The organism is Stenotrophomonas sp. SORGH_AS_0282 (assembly GCF_030818125.1).
Lineage (GTDB): Bacteria > Pseudomonadota > Gammaproteobacteria > Xanthomonadales > Xanthomonadaceae > Stenotrophomonas > Stenotrophomonas rhizophila_A.
Map to the genome: position 1 here is coordinate 1249538 of NZ_JAUTAB010000001.1, position 23257 is coordinate 1272794.

Annotated in this window: 28 protein-coding genes and 2 pseudogenes; 18 read left to right on the top strand and 12 right to left on the bottom strand. The window is 68.3% G+C overall.

Annotated features, from left to right (window positions below; genetic code table 11):
• The first annotated feature begins 13 nt into the window (after positions 1-13).
• A complete protein-coding gene (locus tag QE395_RS05355; protein ID WP_306987820.1) occupies positions 14-574 on the top strand; it encodes a DUF2058 domain-containing protein in 561 nt (186 codons plus the stop codon).
• A 109-nt stretch (positions 575-683) separates the two neighbouring features.
• Positions 684-950: a DksA/TraR family C4-type zinc finger protein gene (locus QE395_RS05360; protein ID WP_306987822.1), complete on the top strand. Its 267-nt coding sequence runs from the start codon at positions 684-686 to the stop codon at positions 948-950.
• 7 nt (positions 951-957) lie between these two features.
• Here the strand turns inward: QE395_RS05360 and QE395_RS05365 are convergent, their stop codons facing one another.
• On the bottom strand, positions 958-1539 hold the full coding sequence (locus tag QE395_RS05365; RefSeq protein ID WP_068853597.1) for a mechanosensitive ion channel family protein: 582 nt from the start codon (positions 1537-1539) through the stop codon (positions 958-960).
• 43 nt (positions 1540-1582) lie between these two features.
• Positions 1583-1771 (bottom strand): hypothetical protein, encoded by a 189-nt coding sequence (locus QE395_RS05370; protein ID WP_157771752.1) that lies wholly within the window; start codon positions 1769-1771, stop codon positions 1583-1585.
• Between the two features lie 101 nt (positions 1772-1872).
• Between QE395_RS05370 and QE395_RS05375 the strand changes: the two are divergent.
• The 3 genes and pseudogenes from QE395_RS05375 to QE395_RS05385 all read left to right on the top strand — a co-directional run bounded on the left by QE395_RS05375 (position 1873) and on the right by QE395_RS05385 (position 3848).
• Positions 1873-2455: pseudogene (locus tag QE395_RS05375) on the top strand (sigma-70 family RNA polymerase sigma factor).
• Positions 2452-2952, top strand: a complete 501-nt coding sequence (locus QE395_RS05380) for a hypothetical protein (RefSeq protein ID WP_306987825.1) — start codon at positions 2452-2454, stop codon at positions 2950-2952. The pseudogene QE395_RS05375 and the gene QE395_RS05380 overlap by 4 nt, the downstream one beginning before the upstream one ends.
• An 11-nt stretch (positions 2953-2963) precedes the next feature.
• On the top strand, positions 2964-3848 hold the full coding sequence (locus QE395_RS05385; protein WP_306987827.1) for a DUF4097 family beta strand repeat-containing protein: 885 nt from the start codon (positions 2964-2966) through the stop codon (positions 3846-3848).
• Between the two features lie 46 nt (positions 3849-3894).
• Here the strand turns inward: QE395_RS05385 and QE395_RS05390 are convergent, their stop codons facing one another.
• From QE395_RS05390 to QE395_RS05400, 3 genes are all read right to left on the bottom strand, one after another.
• Complete coding sequence (locus QE395_RS05390; RefSeq protein ID WP_068853593.1) at positions 3895-4074, bottom strand: hypothetical protein; 180 nt, start codon at positions 4072-4074, stop codon at positions 3895-3897.
• 11 nt (positions 4075-4085) lie between these two features.
• Positions 4086-4412 carry a YkgJ family cysteine cluster protein gene (locus QE395_RS05395; protein WP_068853592.1) on the bottom strand — a complete coding sequence of 109 codons (327 nt, stop codon included), beginning with the start codon at positions 4410-4412 and terminating at the stop codon, positions 4086-4088.
• A gap of 255 nt (positions 4413-4667) precedes the next feature.
• The gene (locus QE395_RS05400) at positions 4668-6023 is read right to left on the bottom strand and encodes an Hsp70 family protein (protein ID WP_306987830.1); all 1356 of its coding nucleotides are present in this window, start codon (positions 6021-6023) and stop codon (positions 4668-4670) included.
• 117 nt (positions 6024-6140) lie between these two features.
• On the opposite strand from QE395_RS05400, the gene QE395_RS05405 reads away from it, so the two are divergent.
• Positions 6141-6476, top strand: a complete 336-nt coding sequence (locus QE395_RS05405; RefSeq protein ID WP_068853590.1) for a zinc ribbon domain-containing protein YjdM — start codon at positions 6141-6143, stop codon at positions 6474-6476.
• Between the two features lie 45 nt (positions 6477-6521).
• Here the strand turns inward: QE395_RS05405 and QE395_RS05410 are convergent, their stop codons facing one another.
• On the bottom strand, positions 6522-7658 hold the full coding sequence (locus QE395_RS05410; protein ID WP_249832898.1) for a tetratricopeptide repeat protein: 1137 nt from the start codon (positions 7656-7658) through the stop codon (positions 6522-6524).
• 139 nt (positions 7659-7797) lie between these two features.
• On the opposite strand from QE395_RS05410, the gene QE395_RS05415 reads away from it, so the two are divergent.
• From QE395_RS05415 to QE395_RS05435, 5 genes are all read left to right on the top strand, one after another.
• Positions 7798-8400 carry a hypothetical protein gene (locus tag QE395_RS05415; RefSeq protein ID WP_068853588.1) on the top strand — a complete coding sequence of 201 codons (603 nt, stop codon included), beginning with the start codon at positions 7798-7800 and terminating at the stop codon, positions 8398-8400.
• A gap of 45 nt (positions 8401-8445) precedes the next feature.
• The gene (locus QE395_RS05420; protein WP_095363528.1) at positions 8446-8637 is read left to right on the top strand and encodes an oxidoreductase-like domain-containing protein; all 192 of its coding nucleotides are present in this window, start codon (positions 8446-8448) and stop codon (positions 8635-8637) included.
• Between the two features lie 12 nt (positions 8638-8649).
• The gene (locus QE395_RS05425; protein ID WP_217537735.1) at positions 8650-9276 is read left to right on the top strand and encodes a DUF998 domain-containing protein; all 627 of its coding nucleotides are present in this window, start codon (positions 8650-8652) and stop codon (positions 9274-9276) included.
• Between the two features lie 40 nt (positions 9277-9316).
• On the top strand, positions 9317-10669 hold the full coding sequence (locus QE395_RS05430; RefSeq protein ID WP_306987835.1) for an AcvB/VirJ family lysyl-phosphatidylglycerol hydrolase: 1353 nt from the start codon (positions 9317-9319) through the stop codon (positions 10667-10669).
• 167 nt (positions 10670-10836) lie between these two features.
• Positions 10837-12174 (top strand): hypothetical protein, encoded by a 1338-nt coding sequence (locus QE395_RS05435; protein ID WP_306987837.1) that lies wholly within the window; start codon positions 10837-10839, stop codon positions 12172-12174.
• Between the two features lie 8 nt (positions 12175-12182).
• Here the strand turns inward: QE395_RS05435 and mprF are convergent, their stop codons facing one another.
• A complete protein-coding gene (gene mprF, locus QE395_RS05440) occupies positions 12183-14741 on the bottom strand; it encodes a bifunctional lysylphosphatidylglycerol flippase/synthetase MprF (RefSeq protein WP_306987839.1) in 2559 nt (852 codons plus the stop codon).
• A gap of 195 nt (positions 14742-14936) precedes the next feature.
• On the opposite strand from mprF, the gene QE395_RS05445 reads away from it, so the two are divergent.
• Positions 14937-15284 (top strand): RidA family protein, encoded by a 348-nt coding sequence (locus QE395_RS05445; RefSeq protein WP_068853582.1) that lies wholly within the window; start codon positions 14937-14939, stop codon positions 15282-15284.
• Here QE395_RS05445 and rnfB read toward each other — a convergent pair.
• The 5 genes from rnfB to QE395_RS05470 form a co-directional block, all read right to left on the bottom strand.
• Positions 15265-15693, bottom strand: coding sequence for an Rnf electron transport complex subunit RnfB (gene rnfB, locus QE395_RS05450; protein WP_306987841.1), 429 nt, complete (start codon positions 15691-15693; stop codon positions 15265-15267). The two genes, QE395_RS05445 and rnfB, sit on opposite strands and share 20 nt — an antisense overlap.
• A 25-nt stretch (positions 15694-15718) precedes the next feature.
• On the bottom strand, positions 15719-16309 hold the full coding sequence (locus QE395_RS05455; protein ID WP_306987843.1) for an HAD family hydrolase: 591 nt from the start codon (positions 16307-16309) through the stop codon (positions 15719-15721).
• 20 nt (positions 16310-16329) lie between these two features.
• Positions 16330-18408 carry a methionine--tRNA ligase gene (gene metG / locus QE395_RS05460; RefSeq protein WP_068853579.1) on the bottom strand — a complete coding sequence of 693 codons (2079 nt, stop codon included), beginning with the start codon at positions 18406-18408 and terminating at the stop codon, positions 16330-16332.
• Between the two features lie 123 nt (positions 18409-18531).
• Positions 18532-18981, bottom strand: coding sequence for a DUF2147 domain-containing protein (locus QE395_RS05465; RefSeq protein ID WP_068853578.1), 450 nt, complete (start codon positions 18979-18981; stop codon positions 18532-18534).
• Between the two features lie 109 nt (positions 18982-19090).
• Positions 19091-19483 carry a VOC family protein gene (locus QE395_RS05470; protein ID WP_306987847.1) on the bottom strand — a complete coding sequence of 131 codons (393 nt, stop codon included), beginning with the start codon at positions 19481-19483 and terminating at the stop codon, positions 19091-19093.
• 187 nt (positions 19484-19670) lie between these two features.
• Here QE395_RS05470 and QE395_RS05475 point away from each other — a divergent pair, with 187 nt between their 5' ends.
• The 6 genes and pseudogenes from QE395_RS05475 to sctJ all read left to right on the top strand — a co-directional run bounded on the left by QE395_RS05475 (position 19671) and on the right by sctJ (position 23253).
• On the top strand, positions 19671-20546 hold the full coding sequence (locus QE395_RS05475) for a helix-turn-helix domain-containing protein (RefSeq protein WP_306987848.1): 876 nt from the start codon (positions 19671-19673) through the stop codon (positions 20544-20546).
• 148 nt (positions 20547-20694) lie between these two features.
• Positions 20695-21054: pseudogene (locus QE395_RS05480) on the top strand (FHIPEP family type III secretion protein); the annotation flags it as partial.
• A gap of 35 nt (positions 21055-21089) precedes the next feature.
• Positions 21090-21704: a PrgH/EprH family type III secretion apparatus protein gene (locus QE395_RS05485; protein WP_306987850.1), complete on the top strand. Its 615-nt coding sequence runs from the start codon at positions 21090-21092 to the stop codon at positions 21702-21704.
• 22 nt (positions 21705-21726) lie between these two features.
• Positions 21727-22053 (top strand): EscF/YscF/HrpA family type III secretion system needle major subunit, encoded by a 327-nt coding sequence (locus QE395_RS05490; protein ID WP_083214191.1) that lies wholly within the window; start codon positions 21727-21729, stop codon positions 22051-22053.
• A gap of 70 nt (positions 22054-22123) precedes the next feature.
• The gene (sctI, locus tag QE395_RS05495) at positions 22124-22411 is read left to right on the top strand and encodes a type III secretion system inner rod subunit SctI (RefSeq protein WP_068853563.1); all 288 of its coding nucleotides are present in this window, start codon (positions 22124-22126) and stop codon (positions 22409-22411) included.
• The gene (gene sctJ / locus QE395_RS05500; protein WP_093533433.1) at positions 22408-23253 is read left to right on the top strand and encodes a type III secretion inner membrane ring lipoprotein SctJ; all 846 of its coding nucleotides are present in this window, start codon (positions 22408-22410) and stop codon (positions 23251-23253) included. The genes sctI and sctJ overlap by 4 nt, the downstream gene beginning before the upstream one ends.
• Positions 23254-23257: the final 4 nt, after the last annotated feature.

Below are 23257 nucleotides of genomic sequence, written 5' to 3' on the forward strand. Positions count from 1 at the left end.
AGATGCAAAGGCAATGGCGAAGGCAAATCCCCTGCAGGAACAGCTGCTCAAGGCCGGGCTGGTCAAGAAATCCCAGGTGTCCCAGGCCGCACGCGAGCAGGTGAAGGCCCGCCACGGCAAGGCCCCGTTGGCGCCCACCGACAGCCAGCGCGAGGCCGAGCGCCTGCGGGCGGAAAAAGCCGAGCGCGACCGCGCGCTGGAAGCCGAGCGCAAGGAAAAGAACCGCCTGCAGGAGCTGCAGGCCCAGGTGCGCCAGATCATCGAAAGCAACCGGGTCAAGCGCGAAGGCGAAAGCGAGTACCGCTTCAACGACGGCACCCTGATCCGCACGATGCTGGTCAACGAGATGCTGCGCCGCCAGCTGGCCACGGGCACCCTGGTGATCGTGCGGCTGGGTGAGAGCTTTGAGCTGGTGCCGCGTGCGGCCGCCGACAAGATCCGTGAACGCGATCCGGCCGTGATCGTGCTCGACAACGGCAAGGATCGCGCCGCGTCCGCCGAGCCCAGCACCGGCAATGCCGAGGACGATGCCTACTACGCGCAGTTCCAGGTGCCCGACGACCTGATCTGGTGATGCCGGGCTGAACGGTTCACTGGAAGCGGGGGATGTTCAGCCGGCCGTAAACCGACGTCGCCCGGCCGGATCTATGCTGGCGCTCCGGCAACGGTATGGGAGATGCGGCATGGCCACAGGGTGGGCAGGCGACGGCGCCGTCCAGGACCAGATCGACGCGACCGTGGATGACGCGATCCAGCGCGCCCGCGCGCAGCTGCGCCACGGTCCCGGGCTGACCCATTGCGAGGAATGCGAAGCGCCCATCCCCGAAGCGCGGCGCCGTGCCGTGCCCGGCGTGCGCCTGTGCGTGCGCTGCCAGGAGGCCGAGGATGCCGCGCAGCACGATGCAGGCATGTACAACCGCCGGGGCAGCAAGGACAGTCAGCTGCGCTGACGCCGGATCACCCGTCGCCCTGGATGCCGCCCGGCGCCTGCGACGGATCACGCCAGCGGCGCACCGTGCGCTGGAAGAACATGTTGTTGGGAATCTGCAGCACCGTGCCTTCGTGGCCGCCGCTGTTTTCCTGCAGGGTGGTGTAGATCAGGTTGACGTCGATAACGCGGCCCTTCAGTCCGGGCTTCTCGCCGTTCTCCAGCACCTCGATGTAGTCGTGCAGCCGGAACGGGCGGGTGGTGAAGATCAACAGGGTGCAGAAGATGTTGGAGAGCACGCTCCACGCGGCAAAGAATGCCACCGCGCCCACTGCGGCAAAGCCGGTGAACGCGGTCCACAGCACGCTGGCCTGCACGCCGATGATCTGCAGCACCACCAGCAGCACGGTGAAATACACCACGAACGTGAACACCCGGCGCGCGCCCATCACCATCTCCGGTGGCAGCGTGTAGTGCTCGCCCACGCGGCGCAGCAGCCGGCGCGCGATCAGCCGCAGCAGCCACGCCACCAGCAGGGTCAGCAGGATCTTCAGGGCAGGCGCCCCGTACTGCAGCCACTCATGGGTCCAGGCGGGCAGGTGGTCTTTCATGGAAACCGGGGGTCGACGTGGGAGCGTCAGTTTACCCCGCGCGCTAGAGCCGGGCCGTGTCCGGCTGCGCCAGCACACCGACCAGCGTTGAAACGCACAGCGGCGCATGGTCCTGGTACTGCACGCACAGGTCCGGTTGCGGCGGCAGTGCCACCCGCAGCGTCACCGGGCTTCCCGGCAGGGTGCACGCGCTGGCCAGCGACAGCAGAAGGGCAAGGCAACTGGGGGACATGGGCGACTCCTGGGACCACGCCCGGCGTGGTGACAGGAGATTGGATGCCGCGGGTGCCGGAAAGGTTTAAACCTTTTCGATCGACCCCGCATCCAAGGGATATGCTCGATACGACCATGCCCGCCCTCCGCGCTGCCAACGACGCCGATTCCCCCGACGAGTGGGCGTGGGTGCGGGCGGCGGTGGCCGGCGACACCGCCGCCTACGAGCGCATCTACCATCGGCACGCGCCGCGCCTGTATGCGGTGTTGTGGCGGCTGTGCGGCGGTCATGCCGCGCGCGCCGAGGATGCCCTCCAGGAAGCGTTCCTGCAGGCCTGGCGCGCACTGCCGGGGTTCCGCTTCGACAGCAGCCTGGGTACCTGGCTGCACCGGCTGGGGGTAAACGCGGCACTGATGGAGATTCGCGCCAATGCCCCGCGACGCGGGCGACAGCGGCGAAGAAGGCTGGGACCTGCTGGCGGCAGTGCCGGCAGTGGATCGCTGCGCGGGGACCAGCCTGGACCTGGAGCGCGCGCTGGAGACCCTGCCGCCGCGCGCCCGGGCGGTGCTGGTACTGCACGACATCGAAGGATGGAAACACCAGGAGATTGCCGACCAGCTGCAGATGGCGGTGGGCAGTTCCAAGGCACAGTTGCACCGCGCGCGCGGCCTGTTGCGCGCGCGTCTGGGAGAACCGGCATGAACGACAACGACGACCTCGATTCCGATCTGCAGTCGCGCCTGCGCGCGCTGCCCGCCGAACGATTGCCGCCGGCGGATGCCTGGCAGCGCATCGCTGCGCAGCTTCCGCCGCGCGTGGCTGCGCTGCCAGTCTCTGCGCCGGCACCGCGTGCGCGCCGTTGGTCGCTGCGCGTCGGCCTGGGCCTGGCCGCCGCGCTGGCGGTGCTGGTGGTGGTACCCACCTCCACGCCGCCCACGCCGCGCCCATCGCCCCTGCAACGGCAGGCCGACGTGATCGCCGCCGAGTACCAGCAGGCGATGGCCACGCTGCCAGCGGCCCCGATCGGCGCGGACTGGCAGCCGGCGCTGCACGAACTGGATACCAGTGCCGTGTACATCCGCGCGGCCATCGCCGAAAACCCGCGCTCGGGTTACCTGCTTACCCAGCTGCAGCGCACCTACGCGCTGCGCCTTGAACTTACCCAGCAGGCCGTCAGCGCCGCTGGCCTGCCATCCTGAAGGAGAGTCCCATGCGAAACACCGTGCGTTTCACCGCAGCCCTGGCCGTGCTGCTGCCCCTGGCCGCGCAGGCCGCCACCCGCGTCGACGAGCGCCATCCGCTGGCCGCGGGTGGGCGCGTGGAAGTGAGCAACATCGCCGGCAAGGTCACCGTGCGGGGCTGGGACCGCAATGAAGTGGCGTTGACCGGCAGCATGGCCGATGGCCTGCGCCTGCAGCAGGACAAGAGCACCAACCGGGTGCGCTGGGAAGTGATCTACCCGCGCAACGGCAACAATGGTGGCGCCACGCTGGAGCTGCGGGTGCCGCGCTCGGTGGAACTGCAGCTGGGCACGGTAAGCGCCGACATCGACGTGGCCGAGGTCGACCTGCGCCGCCTGCAGGCCAATGCGGTAAGTGGCGATGTCTCGGCCGCCGGGCGCACGGCCGAAGCCAACCTGAGTACCGTCAGCGGCGATATCCGCGCGCAGGTGCAGAGCCAGCGCATGGCACTGCGTGCGGTCAGCGGTTCGATCCAGGCCGGCGGCGGCATGGGCGGTGAGGTCTCGGCGGAAACGGTATCGGGCAGCATCCGCCTGGACACGGCGCAGGTGCAGCGCCTGGCCGCCGAAGCGGTCTCCGGCAACCTCACCGTGGCAGCGTCCGGCCTGGCGCCGGGTGGCAAGGTGACGTTGCAGACGGTGAGTGGGTCGATCGCCCTGCGTCTGCCGGCCAAGGTCTCGGCGCAGCTGGCCGTGAAGACCTTCAGCGGCGACATCCAGTCCGATGCCGGCCAGGTGGAACGGCCGCGGTACGGCCCGGGTCGCAGCCTGGACACGCGCCTGGGCGGCGGTGATGGCGATATTTCGATCAATGCCCATTCGGGCAACGTGCGGGTCTCGCTGGGCGGCCGCTGAGTGCGGCCCCCGCACCGGCCTGGGGCCGGTGCGGACGGCAGCGGCGTCAGCCGGCCTTTTTCAGCGCCAGGGTGTTGCCCAGTACTTCGATCTTGCCGCCGCTCTTGCGGAACGCAGCCAGATCGGCAGCGATGCTGGCGCTGCTCAGTGCGGTGTTGGAACCCTGCTTGCGGTCAACGCGAACGGTGTTGCCTGCCTTGGGGGAGGTCTTTGGCGAACGGGCCATGGATGCTCCTGTCATGGGTGTAGCGTGGAAAAAATCGTCGACGCATCGTGCTGTTGTCGACGGTAGTCCTGCCGCACGAGGCGGCAGTCATCGCCGCCCATCGCAAACTGGCGGCAGATCGCGGGACGCTGCGAATAAATGGTGCAGCGCAGGTGATAGGGGTCGATCGCGGCGCACCAACCTTCGTCGTTGCGCGCCATCACGGTGCGGCCCGCTTCGTCGGTATCCAGCAGGTAGCCGGGTACCGCGTCGTCAGGCATGACGGTGACCGACAGCCGGCAACAGACTGCGTCGCAGCGGCGGCAGTCGATGGGATCGGCCTTGGCGATTTCGCCCAATCGAATCTCTCTTGGCGGCTCGGGGGTGCTGCATGCTGGGAACGAGCCGGATCACAGCGATAGACGATCCCAGCGCCGCGGACGGATCCGGACGGCGGCGGTATCGGCGAGGATGGTGGCCTCTTCGAGGCTGGGTACGACATGCGCATTGCGCATCGAAGCCGAAAGATGATAGCGCTTTCGGCGTAACGTTTTGTTAATGCGAGGGTTCCACGGCCGGAAACCCTTGTCCCACGGGACTTCGCGGCCGCAGGCTCAGCCTGCGGCGGCCCACGCCAGGCCGTGCACCACGCCGAACGAGGGGTTGCCGCGCACCAGCGTCGAGCCGGGGAAGGCAGCGGCCACCGCCGTCTGCAGATAGCCCGCGCGTGACATGCCGCCGGTCAGGAAGATCGCCGCCGGGTCGTGCCCGATATCGGCGCGGACCTGTTCCAGCAACCCGGTCAGTTCGCCCAGGTAGCTGCCGGCTGCCGCTTCCAGCCGGGACGGGTCGACATCCACCCCCAGGCCGCGTTCGATGAAGTCCAACGCACTGGTGTGCTCTGGCGCGCTGCTCAGGGCGATCTTGCAGCGCTCCACCTCGCGGTACAGGCGTGCGGTGTTGCCGGTGTCCTGCAGCGCCTGCAGGCGCGCGCCCCACGGCGCCTCGGCCTCGCGGTAGTTGTGCTGGCGGAAATCGCGCTGGCGGGTCATGTCCTGCACCATCGCGGCCTCCACGTAGTGGTGCGCCGGCACGCGGCTGTGGCCGCGGCCGAACAGCGGCATGTAGGCGCCGAGGCTCAGGGCCAGGTCGATATCGGTGCCGCCGCGCGCGATACCCCACGCGCGATGGATCTTCGGGGCCTGTACGCCGCCCACCCGCGCATGCGCCACATCGGTGGTGCCGCCGCCGATGTCGACCACCACCGCGTCATGTTCCTCCGCGCTTTCGGCGTGGTAATGCATTGCTGCGGCAGCCGGTTCCTCAAGGAAATCGACGCTGTCGAAACCCGCGGCGATCGCGGCGGTGTGCAGGATGTCCAGCGCCTGGTCGTTGCCGGCCGCGCCGATCGAGCTGCGGAACTGCACCGGGCGGCCCAGCGTGGCGGTGCGCACCGGCGCGTCGAGCTGGCGCGACGCGGTCAGCCGGATGTGCTCCAGGATGTGCGTGGCGATGCCGGTGATGGTCTGGCGCGCGCGCGGGTGCAGGTTGTAGCCCAGCATCGATTTCGGGCTCTGCACCAGGTTGCCTTCGTTCTCCTCGAAGTAGGCTTCCAGCGCCTCGTCCCCGTACACCGCGTTCTGCAGCAGCTTGGTCGAGCTCAGCGGCGCGCGCATCTGCTCTTCCATCCACTGCCGGCGCACCACGCGCAGGGCCTCGCGGCGCAGCGCATCCGGCGCGCGTTCCTGGCCGGCGGCGCGGGCGTCGCGCGCGGCCGCGTCGATCAACCGGGCCAGTTCGTGCTCCAGCGCCGGGGTCAGTTCGAAGTCGTTGGGATCGCGCATTACCTCGGGGAAGTACACCGTGGTGCGGAACTGTTCGGCCTCGCCAAACCGGATCGGCACGACCCGGCCGTCCACCACGGCGGCGGCGGCGGAGTTGCTGGTGCCAAAGTCGATGCCGATTTTCATGCGGGGCCGGGCCGGAGGTCAGGGGGCGCGCACTGTGCGGCAAGCGGGCCGCTGGTGCAAGGCCTGCCCGGGCCGGGCGGTTACAATGGGGGTTGTTCCGAACCTGAAGGCTTCATCATGTCCGCCGCACCCGCCTGCCCGCAATGCACCCTGGAAAACACCTATGCCGATGGCGCGCTGTGGATCTGCGCCGACTGCGGCCATGAGTGGGCGGCCGGCGATGAAGGCGGCCAGGGCCTGGTCGTGCGTGACAGCAACGGCAACACGCTGGCCAGCGGCGACACCGTCACCGTGATCAAGGACCTGAAGGTCAAGGGCTCGTCGATCCCGCTCAAGCAGGGCACCGTGATCCGCAACATCCGCCTGGTCGAAGACGATGCCGAGCACATCGAAGGCAACTCGGACAAGATCAAGGGCCTGGTCCTGAAGACCTGTTTTTTGAAAAAGGCGTAGGTAACGACCGTTGGTCGTTACGGATCAGCGGCGGCACGCCGCCATTCAATTGCTGGCCGTGCGTTCCCGCCATTTCTGCAGGCTGTCCAGCTTGGCCTGGTAGGTCGCCCGCAGCACGTCGGCATCTTCGCCGGCCAGGTCGCGGGCGCGCAGCATTTCAAGCGAGGCGCGGCGGGTGTTGCCGGCCAGGAAGTAGGCGCGTGCCAGCCCGAAATGGAACTGGTGCGCACTGCTGTACAGGCGCACCGCCTGCTGGTAGTACGCGATGGCCTGCGCATAGTCGTGGCGCTGTTCGGCTTCGTTGCCGAACCGGAACTGCGCGAAGGGATCGCTTTTCTGCACCTGTTCCAGCCGCTTGGCCAGCACGTCAGCGCGGCGCGCATCGCCCAGCCTGCGATACAAGGCGCTGGCATTGGTCAGCGCCGCCGCATGCCGCGGTTGCAGCTGCAGGGCCTGCTCGTAATCCTTCCGGGCCTGGTCCAGGCGGCCTTCGCGGGTATCAAGCACGCCCAGGTTGTTCCAGCCGGCAGGGAAGGCCGGTGCCATCGCCAGCGCGGCGTCCAGGTACACGCGCGCCTGCGCGGTGTCTCCCTCGGCCATGTGTTCGGCGCCGCGGTTGTTGTAGAAGTGCGCCAGGGCCCGTTGCTCGGTGATCGGGCGCGGCCCGTAGCGGTCATAAAGCACGTTGCGGTCCAGGTCGACCACGGCGGTGCGACCGTTGAGGTTGAGCCCCACGTTGACGTGGCCCACGTTGTAGATCACGCCCTGGTCCTGGTGCCAGGTGACCACCTGCGCCACCTCCTGTACCCGGGCATCGATGCCCGCCGCGCGCGCCAGGGTGACGAACATCAGGGTGAAGGACAGGCAGTTGGCGCGGTGCGTCTTCCACGTTTCGGCCAGGGTGTGGGTCGCGTACGGGTCGTACTCCAGGTGCATCGCGTCTTCGTCGAAGATCAGGTGCACCAAGCGCACCAGCCGTTGTTCGCGCGAACTGACCGGGGCGATCACCCGTTCCTGCAGCAACGCGCGAAGATCCGGCGGAATGGCCAGGATCTGCTGGGGAGAGGGAATGGGTTCGACCGCCGGGGCCTGCGTGGCAGCGGTATCCGCAGGCGCGGCCAGCAGCGGCGTCGGTGCGGCGGCCAACAGGGCCAACAGGGCAAGGGATTTCCAGCCGTTCATCGCGGTCACCTCGCGGGCATGACGAAGCCTTCGTTTCTGCAGTCTAGGCCGACGCCCGGCAGCTGGCGCACCGCTTGTCGGCCTGTTGCACCAGCCACCGCCCTTGCCATCCGCCGCGGGACCGGCCAATGATGCCGCCATGACCTTCTCCCCGCTTTCATTGCCGGCGGCCATGCAGGCCGACCTGGAAGCCGCCTACGCCACGCCCCCGCGGGCCTATCACGGCTACCCCCACGTGCGCGCGGTGCTGCTGCACTGCCAGGCGGTGGCGGAGGGCCCTGGCTGGGCGCACCCGCGCGAAGTGCAGCTGGCCGCGCTGTACCACGATGCGATCTACGAAGCCGGGCGCAACGACAACGAAACCCGCTCAGCCGCGCTGGCACGTGCGCAGGTGGAGCGCTGGCTGCCGGGCGCCGGCGTGGATGTGGCCCGGATCGAACAGCTGATCCTGCTGACCGCGCGCCATGGCACCCTGGGCGCCGCCGACGTTGACCCCGAAGCGGCCTTGTTCCTGGACTGCGACATGGCCATCCTGGGCGCGCCGCCCGACGTGTTCGATGCCTACGACCGTGGCATCGCCGAGGAGTACGCCGGGCATGTGCCGGGCTTCCTGTTCCGGCTAAACCGGCGGCGGTTCCTCAAGCACCTGCTGCGCAGCCCGCGCATCTTCCTGAGCGACTTCTTCCACCAGCGCCTGGATGCGCCGGCGCGGGCCAACCTGCGTCGGCGACTCGGGCACTGACAGCGGTCGATTACACTGCACCGGTTGAAATCCGTCGCTCACGCCATGCCCGTTCCCCTCCCATCCGCCACGCCCGATCCAGATCCGCGCCCGCAAGCGCCGGAAGAACCCGGCCCCAACGAGTGCTGCGGCAGCGGCTGCCCGCTGTGCGTGCTGGACCTGTACAGCGATGAGCTGCAGCGCTATCGCGCCGCCCTCGCGGCCTGGCGGCTGCGCCATCCCGATGCCGCGCCCTGAGCACTGCCTGCGATGAAGCTTCCTGCCCACGCCCATGTGGCCGGCCTGGCGCTGCTGGCGCTGGCCGGGTTCGTGCTGACCGCCTTGTGGACCCAATGGGCACGCCACGACCTTGACTGGGTGCAGGCCACGTTGAGCCTGTACCTGCATGGCCCGTGGGGCCTTGCGCTGCGGACCGCCTACTGCGTACTGGCCGTAGCGATCATGCTGCTGGCCTGGTCGCTGCACGCCGCCAGCCGCTCGCCGCGGCGCAGCGCGGCGGCGCCGCTGCTGTTCTGCGTAGCGGGACTGGGGCTGATGGGCGTGGCCATCGGCGACAGCTGGCTGCCCGGGCAGGCGCCGCTGCTGGCCCCGTTGGTCCATGGCCTGGCGGCCAACACCGCGTTCCTGTGCGTGAGCGTGGCGATGCTGCTGCAGAGCTGGTACCTGCGTGCCGACCCGCAGTGGGCGCGCTGGGCCAGCGCCGCGTGGTGGTGGGCCTGGCTGTGTTTCGCGCTGCTGTGGCTGCACGTGCTGTGGCGGGGCCCACCGCGCGGTGCCGGGCAGAAGCTGGTGATCGCCGCAGTGGTGCTGTGGTTGTTCGTGGCCGCGCTGCAGCTGTGGCGGCAGGCGCGACGTGAAGAGGCTGCACGAAAATAAAAAGGCGTATCGTGGGGCGACTTTTCCGGGATGCGTGACGATGCGGCGAGCCAGTGTGGGCAGGGGACTGGGAGTGGTGCTGGGCCTGGTGTCGATGATGGGGGCCGCAGCGGCCCCGGCGGCGCCGCAGCAGGTCAGCCACGGGCGCTTCAACGACGTCCCGATCCACGCGCCGGAAGGCCACCCGCAACGCGTGGTGGTCTGGTTCGATGGTGGCAGCGAACCCCAGCGCACGCGCGAGCGCATCGAAGCCCTGCGCGCGCAGGGCGCCCTGGTGGCCCAGGTCGATGTGGCCCGGCTGCGCACCGGTCTGGCCCACGAAGGGGGCGGCAACTGCAGCTTTGGCGCAGGCGACGTGGAGAATTTTTCGCGCTGGTTCCAGGCGTACCTGCACGTGCCCGGTTACCACCTGCCGCTGATCGGCGGCGATGGCAGCGGCGCCGAGCTGGCCTATGCAGTGGCGGCGCAGGCCGATACGCAGGTCTTCGCCGGCTTGATCACCACCGGGTTCTGCCCCGACCAGGCGCGCGAGCGCGCGGTGTGCGGCGCCGGTGTCAGCCATGGCCGCCTGCAGCCGGCGGAGCTGGCGTTTCCCTGGTTGAACGCCGCCGGTGACCGCAAGTGCACGGCAGGTGACGCCACAGCGTTCGTGCACAAGGTGGCAATGGGGCGGCAGTTCCAACGCACCGCGCGGGGCGATGACCTGCCCGGACTGCTGGCAGCCGCCAATGTGATCGGGGCGCAGAAGGGTGTCAGCCTGGCGCCGCCGCCGGATGGCCTCAACGGCTTGCCGGTGGTGGAAGTACCCGCGCAGAAAGGCGGCGACACCCTGGCCATCTTCGTTTCCGGCGACGGCGGCTGGGCGGGGCTGGACAAGGATGTGGCCGCCGCGCTCAGCGAAAACGGCATTTCGGTGGTCGGCCTGGATTCGCTGCGCTATTTCTGGACGGCGCGCACGCCGGAAGGGTTCGCCCGCGACCTGGAACGCATCGCACGCCATTACGGCAGCCAGTGGCAGCGCAAGCGGCTGCTGCTGGTGGGCTTCTCGCAGGGCGCCGATGTCCTGCCGGCCGCCATCAACCAGCTCGACCCGGCCACGCGCGGGTCGATCGCATTGATCGGCCTGATGTCGGTAGGGCGCAAGGCGGATTACGAATTCCATGTCAGCAACTGGCTGGGCGGCGGCGCGGATGGCCTGCCCATTGCCCCGGAGATCGCCCGGTTGCCGGCGGACCGGACCGTGTGCCTGTACGGCGAGGACGATGGCGATGCACTGTGCCCGGAGCTGCCGAAGGGCGGCGCCACGGTGATTGCGCTGCCGGGCGACCACCATTTCAAGGGCGACTACGACCGCTTGGCGAAGACGCTGCTTGAGCACCTGCCGGCGCGTTGATGGAATCATGGAAGCCGCGTCATCTCCGTTGCGTACACCATCCACGCGGATCTTCCTGCGTGGGGTGTTGAGTGTTTCCAGTTTCATCCGTTGCGCCGACGCGCCAGTCTCCGCCTGTCGAGGTGTCCGATGAGCGGCCTTCGGTGGGACGCCTGCAGGCGCCCGCGATGATCTCCAATGCACCCATCGAGCGGCGCTTGTACGCGCTGATGGCCGATGACCGCTCCGCGGCCCGGGCGGGGGATGGGTCTTCCGCGCAGAAGATGGCCGACGCCCTGTCGCTCTGGCGCTCGGGCGACCGTAATGCCTCCACCCGCGAGCAGTTCTGCGCAGGCTTGAAGGAAACGCTGGAGCGGTTGGTCAGGGACAATGACGTCGACCTGCGCAAGGCAATCCTGCAGCATCGTTTTCCCAAGGTGAAGGACTATCGCCTGCTTGTCGCTTCCCCGGAATGCGAGGCCGCGCTGCAGGCCGCGAAGAAGTTGAGGAACCTCGCGCATCCTGCGCGCATTGAGCGCGAACCGGATCCAGCCAGAAAGGCACACCTGGAAGCGCTCGCCGCCGCCGTGGACGATGCCCGGGCAGGCACGGGCGAGTGGGCCAGCGTGACGGCAGGCGCCTGCGCGCTGGGCGAAAAAATCGCGGCCGACTTCGCGCCGCATGCGGACGTGCTGGCCGAAAAGCAGGAACTGGAACGGGAGGCCAGCGTGATCGAGTATCTGGCGCAGCGGGCAACGCATCAGTCCCGGAGCGGAGGCGGCGCGCGCGGGCGGGACGTGGAAGATCGGGTCGGCACCGCACTGACACAGCTCTGCAACGCAATGAACGAGGCGACCGCTTCCAGTGAGGATCCGGGCTATCGCATCGTCCGTGGTGCCAACGTCCCGCCTGCGCTGCGCCCGGCGGAGAGCAGGCACGTCAAGGGAGAGCTCGATTTCCTGCTGATGCACGGCAACGACGTGGTGCTGGTGGGTGAAACCAAGGCCGGTGGCGCGACCGCGATCGGCGCGGATTGCCTGAAGCTGCGCAATGCGGTGGTGGAAATGGCCGCCCGCGCGCAGCAGGACAGGGCCTACGCGTTTACCCTGGGCGGCGACAAGCGTTCGGTGGACGTCGGCGGAAAGGGCAAACTGCAGGTCAGCGGGGAGTCGCTCAAGCGGCTGGCGGCAGCGCCAGGGGATGCGCCGGACGTCCAGCCCACCTGGCCTGCCAGCGCGCGTTACTTCCTGCCCGACGCGGTTGCCGGCATCCCGCTGTCGCAGCGTGCAGTGGCCTACCTCACCTGGCGCCCTGCGAGCCTGGATTACGCGCGGGCCTTGTTCGACGGCGCGCAACCGGCCGTCGAGGGGCTCGAGTCCGTGTGGCGCGAGCTGGGCGAAGACCCCAAGCTCGCGTGGATATGGGAGGAGCGTGCCTTGGCCGAGCAGGCGCTGAACGCCGTGCACGGCAGCGAGAGCATTGCCGGCTTCACTGCGGCGTTCGCGCAGATGAAGCCCGGGTCCTGACTGCCGCGTTACGTCTTCCGCGGCGCCAGTGAGATCAACCGTGTCGCATCCAGCAGCGCCGCTGGCAGGTGCATGCCGCCCGGCGCCGCCAGATAACGTGCGCGCCACTGCGGCGCGAACTTGGATTTGAAGCGGCGCAGCCCGCTGAAGCCGTAGAAGCGCTCGCCGTGCCGTGCGACCACGTTGGCAAAGCGGTTCCAGCGGCCGGCCAGGCGGTGCTGGGCCAGGCCCGACAGCGGCGCCATGCCCAGCGAGAAACGGTGGAAGCCCTGCGCGCGCCCCCACAGGAACAGCTCGATGAACAGGAAATCCATCGTGCCTTTCGGTGCATCGTCGACGTGCCGCATCAGGTCCACCGACAGCTCGTGCCCGGCCGGTGCCTGCCACAGGTTGGCGAAGGCGACGATGCGGCCCTCGGCCTCGACCACGGCCACCGGGAAGCGCACCAGGTAGTCCAGATCGAAACTGCCCAGCGAAAACCCTTTCTCATCGCCGGCCTTGTCGTCCAGCCACTGCTGCGATACCTCGGCCAGTGCGGGAATCAACGCGGCAACCTCGTCGGGCGGTGCAACGCGGAAGCTGAGGCCGCTGCGCTTGCCCCGGTTCCAGGCCTGGCGCAGGTCGGCGCGTTCGCGTCCCTCCAGCCCGAAGTCCTGCAGCGGCACCATCGCTTCCTCGCCCAGTTTCACCAGGGTCAGCCCCAGGTCGAGGTAGGTCTGCCAGTACGCTTCGCCCACCTGGTAGAACACCGGGCGCAGGCCGAGGCGATCCGCCTCCTCGCGGAAGCGCCAGATCAAGGCGCGTGCGACGTCCGGGGGCCCGACCGGATCGCCCATCGCGATCAGCGAACCGCCGTAGCGCTGCATCATCACGAAGCCGCGCCCGGCATCGTCGCGCAGTACGGCCTTGTCGGCGGTGAGCACCAGGCAGGCCTGGGTGTCCTGCGCCGCCTGCAGGATCGGCGCCAGCGCGTCGAGCGTGGCCGGGTCGGCCGCCGGCAGGGGCGTGCGGGTGCTGTGCAGCAGCCGCGCCAGGCCGAAGATGGCCAACGCGATTGCCACCACCAGCAGTGCGCGCAACGCACGCGGTGCGTTGCCCTGCGCGGCGAATTGCCACCACAGCTCGTTCTGGTATTCGACATGGCTGTAGACGAAGAACAGCAGCCAGATCACCGCCACCAGCACCAGACCCAGGTTGCGGATCCACGGCCACGACCACGCTTCGTCGAGCAGCGCGCCCTGCCGGTAGAACTCGCGACGCGACGCCCACAGCGCCATCGCCACTAGCACCGAGGCCAGCGCGATCAGCACCTGCCCGCCGCGCAGCCAGATCGGCAGCGGCGCGATCACGCAGATCGCCAATGCCAGCATCCAGGCCGCATGGCTGCGCCGCTGCAGGCCCTGGCCGATCAGCAGCAGCACCACGCCGGCCAGGCTGCCGAGCAGGTGCGAGGTTTCCAGGATCGGCAGCGAAGCGTGCAGCAGGTGCCGGCGCGGGGTGGGCAGGGTGCCGTCGATCACCAGCGCTGCGCCCACGCTGAACACCGCCAGCGCGATGATCTGCGGCAGCCAGGGCCGAAGCGCGGTCCAGCCCGCGCGGGTGGCGCCGGCACCCACGCGCAGTGGGCGGCGAAGCGCCGGCGCCACGGCCAGCACGGTGGTCAGCAGCAACGGCAGCACGTAGTAGGTGACCCGGTAGATCAGGGCCGCTGCAAGCACCGCCGCAGGCGCCACCTGCGGCAGCAGTTTGAGCAGGCTCCACTCGAACACGCCCAACCCGGCCGGCACGCTGGAAATCAGTCCGGCCAGCACGGCCACCAGATACAGGCCGACAAACCCGGGCAGCCCGGTCGGGGTATCCATCGGCAGCAGCACGTAGAACGCCGCGCTGGCCAGCACCAGCTCCACCACGCTGAGCGCGGTCACGCCCAGCATCGTGCGGCGATCGGGCAGCCACAGCGCGTGGCCGCGGATCTGGAAGCTGCGGCCCTCGCGCCCGACCAGCAGCACCGTGCCCACGTAGGCGAGCAGGCCTGCCGCGCCGAGCACGCGTACGGCCTGCGCCGACACGGGCAGTGCGAGTGCGGCGGCGCCCGGTTCCAGCAGGAAGGCCAGCGCCAACAGCAGCCAGGCGCCGAACACGAAGCCCAGCGTGCTCATCAGTACTACCTGGCCGATCTCGGCCAGGCTCAGCCCGGCGCCGCCATAGCCGCGCAGGCGCACCGCACCGCCGGTGAGCGCCGCAAAACCCAGCGTCTGCCCCAGGGTGTGGGCAAGGAAGGCGGTAATGCCCACCCGCGCTGGATGCAGGCGCTTGCCGCTGCGACGCAGGCCGATCGCATCGAACCCGATCAGGCAGGCGTAGCTGGCCAGGCCCAGGATGACCGTCAGTGCGATCTGGCCCGCGCCCAGCTGGTGGAAGGCCTCACGGATGGCGCGATAGCCGTGGTCGTCGAATTCGTTGGCCAGGCCACGCAGGGCCAGCGCCAGGATGCCCAGGCTGAAGACGACGGTCGCCGCGCGGCGCCAGCCGACGCGGGACGAGGGGGCAGGTGCAGGATCGGTCATCGGTACAGCGTGCTCCGGGGCAGGCGATGAAGAGGTCAAAGCACGCCAGCGTGCCTCGCCGGCGCATCGTGCGCTTCCGCCGGGGACTTGCCAAGCCGGGTGGCTGTGCGCGCTGTGGCCGCTTGGATCGGCCGCAACGACAGCGTGACCCCGCTTCGGCGACAATGCCTGCACCATCACAGAGGAGCCATCGCCATGTTGGAACGTTTCGACGTCGGTCCGCGCATGTCCGAGATGACCGTGCACAACAAGGTTGCCTATCTGTCCGGGCAGATCCCCGAAGACACCAGCCAGGACATCACTGGCCAGACCCGCCAGGTGCTGGCCGAGATCGACAAGCTGCTGGCGCTGGTGGCCAGCGACAAGCAGCACGTGCTGCGCGCGGAGGTCTACCTGGCCGACATCGGCGATTTTGCCGGCATGAACGCGGCGTGGGACGAATGGGTAGTGGCGGGCATGACCCCGGCGCGTGCGACGGTGGAAGCCAAGCTGGCCGACCCGAGCTGGAAAGTGGAGATCGTGATTACGGCCGCGTTGCCGTAAGCACCAGTTCAATGCAGTCCACCGGACACGGTGGAATGCACAATTCGCAACCGGTACACAGATCGGCGATGACGGCGTGCATGTACTTGGCGCCGCCCACGATCGCATCCACCGGGCACGCCTGGATGCACTTGGTGCAGCCGATGCAGTCGGCCTCGATCACCCGCGCGACCTGCGCGGGCTTGTGCTCGCCCCGGCTGTGGTCGAACGGCAGCGCCGGCACTTCCAGCACGTGTGCCAGCGCGCGCGCGCCTTCGTCACCCCCAGGCGGGCAATGGTCCACGCTCGCCTCACCGCGCGCCATCGCTTCGGCGTAGGGGCGGCAGCCGTCGTAGCCGCACTGCCCGCATTGGGTCTGCGGCAACAGGCGGTCAAGGCGTTCGACCAGGGGCAGGGAAGACGATGTCATGCGTGGCGTCGGCTGCGCGGGAGCTTCATTTCAGGGGTTTTCCGCGGTACCAGCGTTCCTGCGCCAATGCGAGCATCGGCCGGTCTTCGCGGCTGTCGCCGTACGCATGGATGCGCGCGTAGCGCGACAGGTCATAGCGCGCACGGATGCGGTCGGCCTTTTGCGGCGCGCAGTCGCCCTCGGCATAGCGCCCGGTCAAGCGGCCGTCCTGGCTTTCCAGCCGGTTGCAGATCAGGTCCAGCCCCAGCGCCTCGCACCACGGGCGCAGGTACAGGTCCAGCGAACCGGACACGATCACCACCGTATGCCGCTGCTGCAGGTGCCAGCGGATCTGCTCCAGCATCTGCGGGCGCACCACCTCGGGCAGCACCTCGCGGGAGAACCCGGCCGCCAGGGTGGCGATATCGTCGGCGTGGCGGTCGCGCAGGGTCAACCGGGTTACGCGCGCACGGATGCGCTCGGCGGAAATCAACTTCAACCGATAGGCCAACAGCCACGGACCCACCTTCCACCACGCCTGGGCCAGCTGCTCGGGCGTGGCCACCCGGCGCAGGAAACGCGCGTACGTATCGCAGTCGGTGACGGTGTGATCGAAGTCGACAAGGGCCAATTCCATCTACGCCCTCCCGGCAGGCATCAGCGAACCGGCATGCCCGGCAGCGCGGTGCTGTCGGCATCGAGCAGCGCCAGCGCGCCACCGTCGAAGCCGGCCGACAGGATCATGCCTTCGCTCACGCCGAAGCGCATCTTGCGCGGGGCCAGGTTGGCGATGAACACCACGCTGCGGCCGACCAGCGCTTCGGGTTCGCCATAGCTGGCACGGATACCGGAGAAGATCTGGCGCTTGCCCAGCTCGCCGGCATCCAGTTCGAAGCGCAGCAGCTTGTCCGAGCCTTCGACGAACTCGCAGGCCAGCACCTTGCCGATGCGCAGGTCCAGCTTGGCGAAATCGTCGATACCGATATACGCCGGGCCTTCCGCCGCCGCAGCGGGAGCGGCGGCAGGCGCGGCCGCAGGCGCCGCCGGCTTGGCGGGCTTGGCCGGGGCCGCAGGTGCGGGGGCGGCGAGGGTGTCTTTGGAAGCGTCGGTCATGGCGTCAATCATTTTCGGGTCGATACGGGTGAACAGCGGGCTGTACACGGCGATGGTGTGGGCCAGCAGCGGCGAGGCGATGTCGGTCCAGCGCAGCACCGGGGCGGCCAGGAATGTTTCGGCCTGCGCGGCAGTGGCCGGCAGCACCGGCTTGAGCGCGGTGACCAGCACGCGGAACAGGTTCAGGCCCTGGGTGCACACCGACTGCAGTTGCGCGTCGGCGCCCTCCTGCTTGGCGATCACCCACGGCTTCTGTTCATCGATGTAGCGGTTGGCCTCGTCGGCCAGTGCCATGGTCAGGCGCAGCGCGGCAGCCGGATCATTGCGCTCGTACGCCTCGCGCACCGGCGCCAGCGCGGCCACGAAGCGGTCGTACTGCGCGGCATCGGGCAGCGCGTCGGCCAGGCGGCCGTCGAAGCGCTTGCTGATGAAGCCGGCGCAGCGGCTGGCCAGGTTGACGAACTTGCCGACCAGATCGGCGTTGACCCGCGCGATGAAGTCGCCCAGGTTCAGGTCGAGATCGTCCACGCCACCCGACGACTTGGCCGCGAAGTAATAACGCAGTGCTTCCGGCTCCAGCCCGGCATCCAGGAAGGTGCGGGCCATGACGAACGTACCGCGCGACTTGGACATCTTCGCGCCATCCACGGTGAGGTAGCCGTTGACGTGCAGGCGGGTCGGCGCGCGGTGGCCGGTGCCGTGCAGCACCGCCGGCCAGAACAGGCCGTGGAAATTCACGATGTCCTTGCCGATGAAGTGGTGCAGTTCGGTACTGGTGCCGGCGCGCAGGTGCGCGTCGAAATCCTCGCCGTTCTTCGCGCACAGGGCCTGGAAGCTGGACAGGTAGCCGATCGGCGCATCCAGCCACACGTAGAAGTACTTGCCCGGGTGGCCCGGGATCTGGAAGCCGAAATAGGGCGCATCGCGGGAAATGTCCCAGGCGCGCAGGCCGCCTTCGGCATTGAGCCACTCACCCAGCTTGGCCTTCACACCCGGCAGGGCAACATCGCCTGCCAGCCATTCGCGCAGGAAGCTCTCGAACCGACCGACCTCGAAGAAGAAGTGCTCCGAATCGCGGATTTCCGGCGTGGCGCCGGAAATGACCGAGCGCGGGTCCTTCAGGTCGGTAGGGGCGTAGGTGGCGCCGCATACTTCGCAGTTGTCGCCGTACTGGTCAGGCGTGCCGCAGTTGGGGCAGATGCCCTTGATGTAGCGGTCGGGCAGGAACATGCCCTTGGCCGGGTCGTAGAACTGGGCCACGGAACGGCGCGTGATGTGGCCCTCCGCCTCGAGCTTGAGGTAGAACGCCTCGGTCAGGGCCTTGTTGCCGGCCGAGTTGGTCGAGTCGTAGTGATCGAACGCGACCCCGAACGCGGCAAAGTCACGCTCGTGGCTGGCCTGGATGTTGGCGATGAACGCTTCCGGGGTCACCCCGGCCTTTTCGGCCGCCAGCATGATCGGGGTGCCGTGGGTGTCGTCGGCGCATACGAACCAGGTCTTGCCGCCGCTCATTCGCCGCGCGCGCACCCAGATATCAGCCTGGATGTAGCCAACCAGATGGCCCAGGTGCAGCGGGCCGTTGGCGTAGGGCAGTGCGGTGGTGACAAGAGCGGTGCGGGTCATGATCTGCGCGGGTGCGGGGGGAACGCGGGATTATCGCATGCTCCCCGGAAAGACGAAGGGCCGGCGCGGTCATCCCGCGCCAGCCCCATGTCGTTGATCTGCCAGCGCTTTACGCGGCGGGATTTATTCGCGTACCCAGGTCTGGGCGCGGCAGATGAACGCCACGCAGCCGGACATGTCCAGCTTCTTGCCACCCGGCTGCAGCTCCAGCTTGGACTTGTAGGTCTTGCCGTTGGCCGGATCCAGAACCGTACCGCCGGACCACTTGGTGGTGGTGCCCTTGTCCTGCGTCAGGTTCCACAGGATGGTCATGCCCTTTACCGGCTTGCCCTTGTTGGCGCCGCTGCAATCGTCACAGACCGGGTTCGGGCCCTTGTCCGAGTGCAGCACTTCCACCACCTTCCCGCTCAACGTTCCATTGGTGGCCTGGGTGATCTCCACGATGGACTTCACCTTGCCGGTCTTGTCATCGATGGTCTTCCAGCGGCCTACCGCGCCGTCGGCCGCCGATGCCGACATCGCGGCCATCACCAGCGGCAATGCCAGCAGCAGGGTCTTGAAGGTCTTGCGCATGTTCCCCTCCCAGGGATGTACGTGAATGCCGGCGCGGGGCCGGGACAGCTGGACTGTATACCCATTCGCTCTGGTACGGAACGCATCCCGGCGGTCAGCCACAACGCATTCAGGTGGTTTCGTACAGCTCCAGCGGCAGCCCGTCGGGGTCGGCGAAGAAGGTGAAGCGCTGGCCGGTGTATTCGTCGACCCGGATCGGCTCGCACGCCACGCCGGCGGCGGCCAGCCGCTCGATCATCGGTTCCAGTGCCGCCACCCTGAAAGCCAGGTGGCGCAGGCCCTGCGCCTCCGGGCGACTGGGCCGCGGCGGCGGCGACGGGAAGGAGAACAGCTCGAGCTGGCCACCGTCAGGCAGGGCCAGGTCCAGCTTCCACGAATCACGCGCGGCGCGGTGGTGTTCGGCCTTGACCGTCAGGCCGAGCACGCGGACGTAGAAGTCGCGCGAACGGTCGTAATCGGCACAGATCAGAGCGACATGGTGGATGCCGAGCAGCGGTGTCATGGGATCGATTCCTGGTGGCGCATCCGCGCAACCGTCTGGGTGGGGTCGTTACAAATACCGCAACTCGCGCCGGCTTTCTAACTTCTTGTAGAGCCTTGCCCCCCGGCCGTCTCCAACATGCAGCCCTCATCGAGAGGGGCCGCAGACCGCGTCCCGCCTCGGCAAATGCCTGAACGGGAGTGGTCGGATGCACGTCATCGTCAATGCAGGGCAGGACCCCATCGACCTCACCGTCGCTGGGCAGGTCGTTCAGCTTGCGCCCGGTGACCGCCTGCTGTTGGCCGGCGTGCCGCTGCCGCGCAACAGCGTGCTGAACGCCGTCGCGCTGGCCGGCAGTGGCATGGCACGGGCGCTGGCCCACTTCGACCATGCCAGCAACGTGCTGCGCCCGGCCGGTGAGCCGCAGCCAGTGTGCTGGGTGGCGCAGGCCGCGCTGGAAGACCCCGATGTGGCGGCTGCCTGGCTGATTGACCAGCTCGCCCGCGGTGCCGGCCAGCCCGACGACGGCCAGGCCGCCCAGCTGCTGCGCCACCTGGCGCGCAGCGAAAGCTACGGCCTGATGCGTTTCCTGCTGGACGAAGGCGGCGAAAACTCCGTGGCCGCCCTGGCCCAGCGCTATGGCCTGTCTTCGGCGCAGTTCCACCGGCGCTGCCGGCAGGTACTGGGCCGCCCGCTCAAGCGCGAGCTGCGCATCCAGCGCGCCGCGCGCGCGCTGCTGGCCTATCCCGGCCGCGCGCGCTCGTTCACCTACCTCGCCGCCGATCACGGCTACGCGTCGCTGTCGCACTTCTGCACCGACGTGAAATCGCTGATCGGTTGTCCACCACCGCCGAAGCGGTGGTCGGCGGGTTGCTGGATGTGGTGCGCGGCCTGCAGGACTGGGCCGGGCTGTTTGCCGGCCCCCTGGCTGATGCGCGAGTGGCGCTGTCGGCGCCCGAACGTGCGCGCCTGGTGCAGGCGCTGCGGCGCGCGCTGGGCGGTCTGCCTGATGCGGTATGGAGCGATGACCTCGCGCGTGAACGCGCGGCGCAGTCCCTGGAGAGGGTGGTGGTGGAAAGCATGAAACGCGAACGCTGGAGCGCCGGCCACGCAGGTGGGGTGGCCGTATGAACACGGTGACCCACAACCCCGCAGGCGGCTGGGGCCAGCGTGCGCGCGGCATCCTGCGCCCGGAGCTGGCGCTGGTGGTGCTGATGGCCGTGATCGTGGCCATGCTGATCATCCCGCTGCCGACGATCCTGGTCGACCTGCTGATCGGCCTGAACATGGCCGTGGCCATCGTGATTTTCCTGAGTTCGTTCTACGTCGAGCGCATCCTCAACTTCTCCACGTTCCCCTCGGTACTGCTGTTCACCACGCTGATGCGGCTGGCACTGTCGGTCAGCACCAGCCGGCTGATCCTGCTCGACGCCGATGCCGGCCACATCATCAGTGCCTTCGGCGACTTCGTGGTGGGCGACAACCTGGTGGTGGGTGCGGTGATCTTCGCCATCATCACCCTGGTCCAGTTCATCGTGATCACCAAGGGTTCCGAGCGTATCGGTGAAGTGGTGGCGCGCTTCTCGCTCGACGGCATGCCCGGCAATCCCCCTACACCTACACCGTGGTGCATGACGCCGACGGGCGCCTGTATGCCTTCAGCGACAGTGCCGAGGCCGTGGCCTGGGGCCAGCGTGCCAGCCAGCGGGCAGGGCGGCTGCAGGACCAGTACCGCGAGCGCCACGTGGAGGCCGCGCGCATCGGTGCCGTGCTCGACAGTGCCAGCGTGCCTTACGCGGTAATCCGCCTGCGCACCCCGCATCGCCCGGAAGTGGTGATCACCGCACTTGGCTTGAACGATGCCGAGCGCCAGCGCCAGGTGCAGGCCCTGCTCATACCGCAGATGCCGTACGCGGCCAGCATCGATGTGCGCCTGGTAGGCGATGGCCAGCTGGTGGCCATCGCGCGTGACGAGCTGCGCGCGCGTGGCATTACCACCCGCGCCGGCAGCCATGCCGGCCGGGCCAGTATTTCCAACGACGTGTTCCTCGATGACGCATCGCTGCACGCCATGGCGCAGTACCGCGACGACTTCGTGCAGCAGTGGGGCGAGCGCCGCGTGCGCATCAGCATCCGTTTGTGGGACGACCTGCTCAAGGGGCGTTCCTACCAGTATTCCCAGGACCAGCTGCTCTCGGTGGGCGAAGGTCGCTGGGATTTTTCTACGGCAGGTAGCCGTTGACCTTTCTTCCGGAGTAACTGTAATGACTACACCAACCGTTGGTACCAAGCCCGTTCCGGGCGACGATTTCGATGGCGATGTCCAGGGCCCGAAGTGGGGCTGGTTGGGCGACCACAGCGACCGATTTGACGCGGGGGTAACGTCCCTGAAGAAGGCGCTGGACGATGCGTTCAAGAAGATTGCCGGCGACGGCATTCCTGGCGGCGACGAGGGTGACCCGACCAATCCGGCGCACCTTGCCGACTATCAGACCGCCCTGTCGGCCTACACCACCTACCGCACCCTGCAGTCGAACTCGGCCAAGAGCCTGTCGGACATGCAGAAGCAGAACGCCCGCAACCTAGGTTGATGACCTCCTGTGCCGGCAGCGTGCTGCCGGTACCAGGACCCTATGCGGATGTTCCGCAGGAGATGCACCCGTGCAAGTGACACAGATCGCTACCGAGATCGACGTGGTGGGCGGCGCTGAAGGCGCCGCCGTACCGCTCTCGGATCGCATGAGCCAGGCGTTGGCCAACGGCTACGTCAGCGCCGGCAATGATCTGGCCTCGATCCAGGCCGCCAGCAACAATCCCACCACCGCATCGAGCCCGGCTGCGCTGCACGAGCTGCAGCTCAACCTGGCCGATTACACCAAGCGCATGATCGTCGCCGCCGGCTTGGCCAACCACGCCAACAAGACGGTGGAGACGCTGCTCAAGTCATGAACATGCCGCCTTTTGCGGTGGCCGTGCGCCGCCTGAGCCGGTGGCGCGTGGTGCTGCCCCTGCTTGCACTGGTGGTGCTGGTTGGCTGCGCGCGCAAGCCACTGCTGGAAAACCTGGACGAGCGCCAGGCCAATGAAGTGATTGCCGTGCTGCTCCGCCACAACATCGATGCCGAAAAGCTCAACCTGGGCAAGGGCGGCTACCAGGTTCAGGTGGGTCCGCGCGATCTGCCCGAAGCCATTGAGCTGATGCAACGCAACGACCTGCCATCGGCGCCGCGCAGCCAGGTGTCGGCGGCGTTCCCGGCCGATTCTCTTGTCAGTACGCCGCTCGGTGAGCGTGCGCGGCTGATTTCGGCGGTGGAACAGCGTCTGGAAGAGTCACTGCAGCTGATCGATGGCGTGCAGTCCAGTCGCGTGCACCTGAACTACGATGCCAACCTGGGCACCGAAGGTCGACGTGCCGAACGCCGGCGCATGCACGTGGCCGCCGTAGTGGCACATGAGCCCGGTGTCGATGCGGAAGTGCTGTTGCAGACCGTGAAGCGCTTCCTGCGCAACACCTTTGATGGCGTGGAGTACGACAACGTCTCGGTCATCCTTACCGAGGTCGAGGGGCCGCGGACGCTCGCCGTGACGTCCGGCAACGAACGCAGCCTGCCGCTGGCCTGGATGCTGCTCTGCGGTGGCCTGGCCCTGCTGTTGCTGCTGGGCGGGTGGGTGCTGGTGCGTCTGGTGCCGGCGGTAGGCAACCGCCTGCGCACGGCATGGCAGCGGGTCAGCGCACGTGGCACCGGCACTGGCACTGGCGCAACCGGCTGGAGGCGCTGGCGTGGCGCATGATGCC

Coding starts and splice junctions, on each gene's coding strand:
- QE395_RS05355 (WP_306987820.1), top strand. CDS start 14: ATGGCGAAGGCAAATCCCCTGCAGGAACAGCTGCTCAAGGCCGGGCTG.
- QE395_RS05360 (WP_306987822.1), top strand. CDS start 684: ATGGCCACAGGGTGGGCAGGCGACGGCGCCGTCCAGGACCAGATCGAC.
- QE395_RS05365 (WP_068853597.1), bottom strand. CDS start 1,539: ATGAAAGACCACCTGCCCGCCTGGACCCATGAGTGGCTGCAGTACGGG.
- QE395_RS05370 (WP_157771752.1), bottom strand. CDS start 1,771: ATGTCCCCCAGTTGCCTTGCCCTTCTGCTGTCGCTGGCCAGCGCGTGC.
- QE395_RS05380 (WP_306987825.1), top strand. CDS start 2,452: ATGAACGACAACGACGACCTCGATTCCGATCTGCAGTCGCGCCTGCGC.
- QE395_RS05385 (WP_306987827.1), top strand. CDS start 2,964: ATGCGAAACACCGTGCGTTTCACCGCAGCCCTGGCCGTGCTGCTGCCC.
- QE395_RS05390 (WP_068853593.1), bottom strand. CDS start 4,074: ATGGCCCGTTCGCCAAAGACCTCCCCCAAGGCAGGCAACACCGTTCGC.
- QE395_RS05400 (WP_306987830.1), bottom strand. CDS start 6,023: ATGAAAATCGGCATCGACTTTGGCACCAGCAACTCCGCCGCCGCCGCC.
- QE395_RS05405 (WP_068853590.1), top strand. CDS start 6,141: ATGTCCGCCGCACCCGCCTGCCCGCAATGCACCCTGGAAAACACCTAT.
- QE395_RS05410 (WP_249832898.1), bottom strand. CDS start 7,658: ATGAACGGCTGGAAATCCCTTGCCCTGTTGGCCCTGTTGGCCGCCGCA.
- QE395_RS05415 (WP_068853588.1), top strand. CDS start 7,798: ATGACCTTCTCCCCGCTTTCATTGCCGGCGGCCATGCAGGCCGACCTG.
- QE395_RS05420 (WP_095363528.1), top strand. CDS start 8,446: ATGCCCGTTCCCCTCCCATCCGCCACGCCCGATCCAGATCCGCGCCCG.
- QE395_RS05425 (WP_217537735.1), top strand. CDS start 8,650: ATGAAGCTTCCTGCCCACGCCCATGTGGCCGGCCTGGCGCTGCTGGCG.
- QE395_RS05430 (WP_306987835.1), top strand. CDS start 9,317: ATGCGGCGAGCCAGTGTGGGCAGGGGACTGGGAGTGGTGCTGGGCCTG.
- QE395_RS05435 (WP_306987837.1), top strand. CDS start 10,837: ATGATCTCCAATGCACCCATCGAGCGGCGCTTGTACGCGCTGATGGCC.
- mprF (WP_306987839.1), bottom strand. CDS start 14,741: ATGACCGATCCTGCACCTGCCCCCTCGTCCCGCGTCGGCTGGCGCCGC.
- QE395_RS05445 (WP_068853582.1), top strand. CDS start 14,937: ATGTTGGAACGTTTCGACGTCGGTCCGCGCATGTCCGAGATGACCGTG.
- rnfB (WP_306987841.1), bottom strand. CDS start 15,693: ATGACATCGTCTTCCCTGCCCCTGGTCGAACGCCTTGACCGCCTGTTG.
- QE395_RS05455 (WP_306987843.1), bottom strand. CDS start 16,309: ATGGAATTGGCCCTTGTCGACTTCGATCACACCGTCACCGACTGCGAT.
- metG (WP_068853579.1), bottom strand. CDS start 18,408: ATGACCCGCACCGCTCTTGTCACCACCGCACTGCCCTACGCCAACGGC.
- QE395_RS05465 (WP_068853578.1), bottom strand. CDS start 18,981: ATGCGCAAGACCTTCAAGACCCTGCTGCTGGCATTGCCGCTGGTGATG.
- QE395_RS05470 (WP_306987847.1), bottom strand. CDS start 19,483: ATGACACCGCTGCTCGGCATCCACCATGTCGCTCTGATCTGTGCCGAT.
- QE395_RS05475 (WP_306987848.1), top strand. CDS start 19,671: ATGCACGTCATCGTCAATGCAGGGCAGGACCCCATCGACCTCACCGTC.
- QE395_RS05490 (WP_083214191.1), top strand. CDS start 21,727: ATGACTACACCAACCGTTGGTACCAAGCCCGTTCCGGGCGACGATTTC.
- sctJ (WP_093533433.1), top strand. CDS start 22,408: ATGAACATGCCGCCTTTTGCGGTGGCCGTGCGCCGCCTGAGCCGGTGG.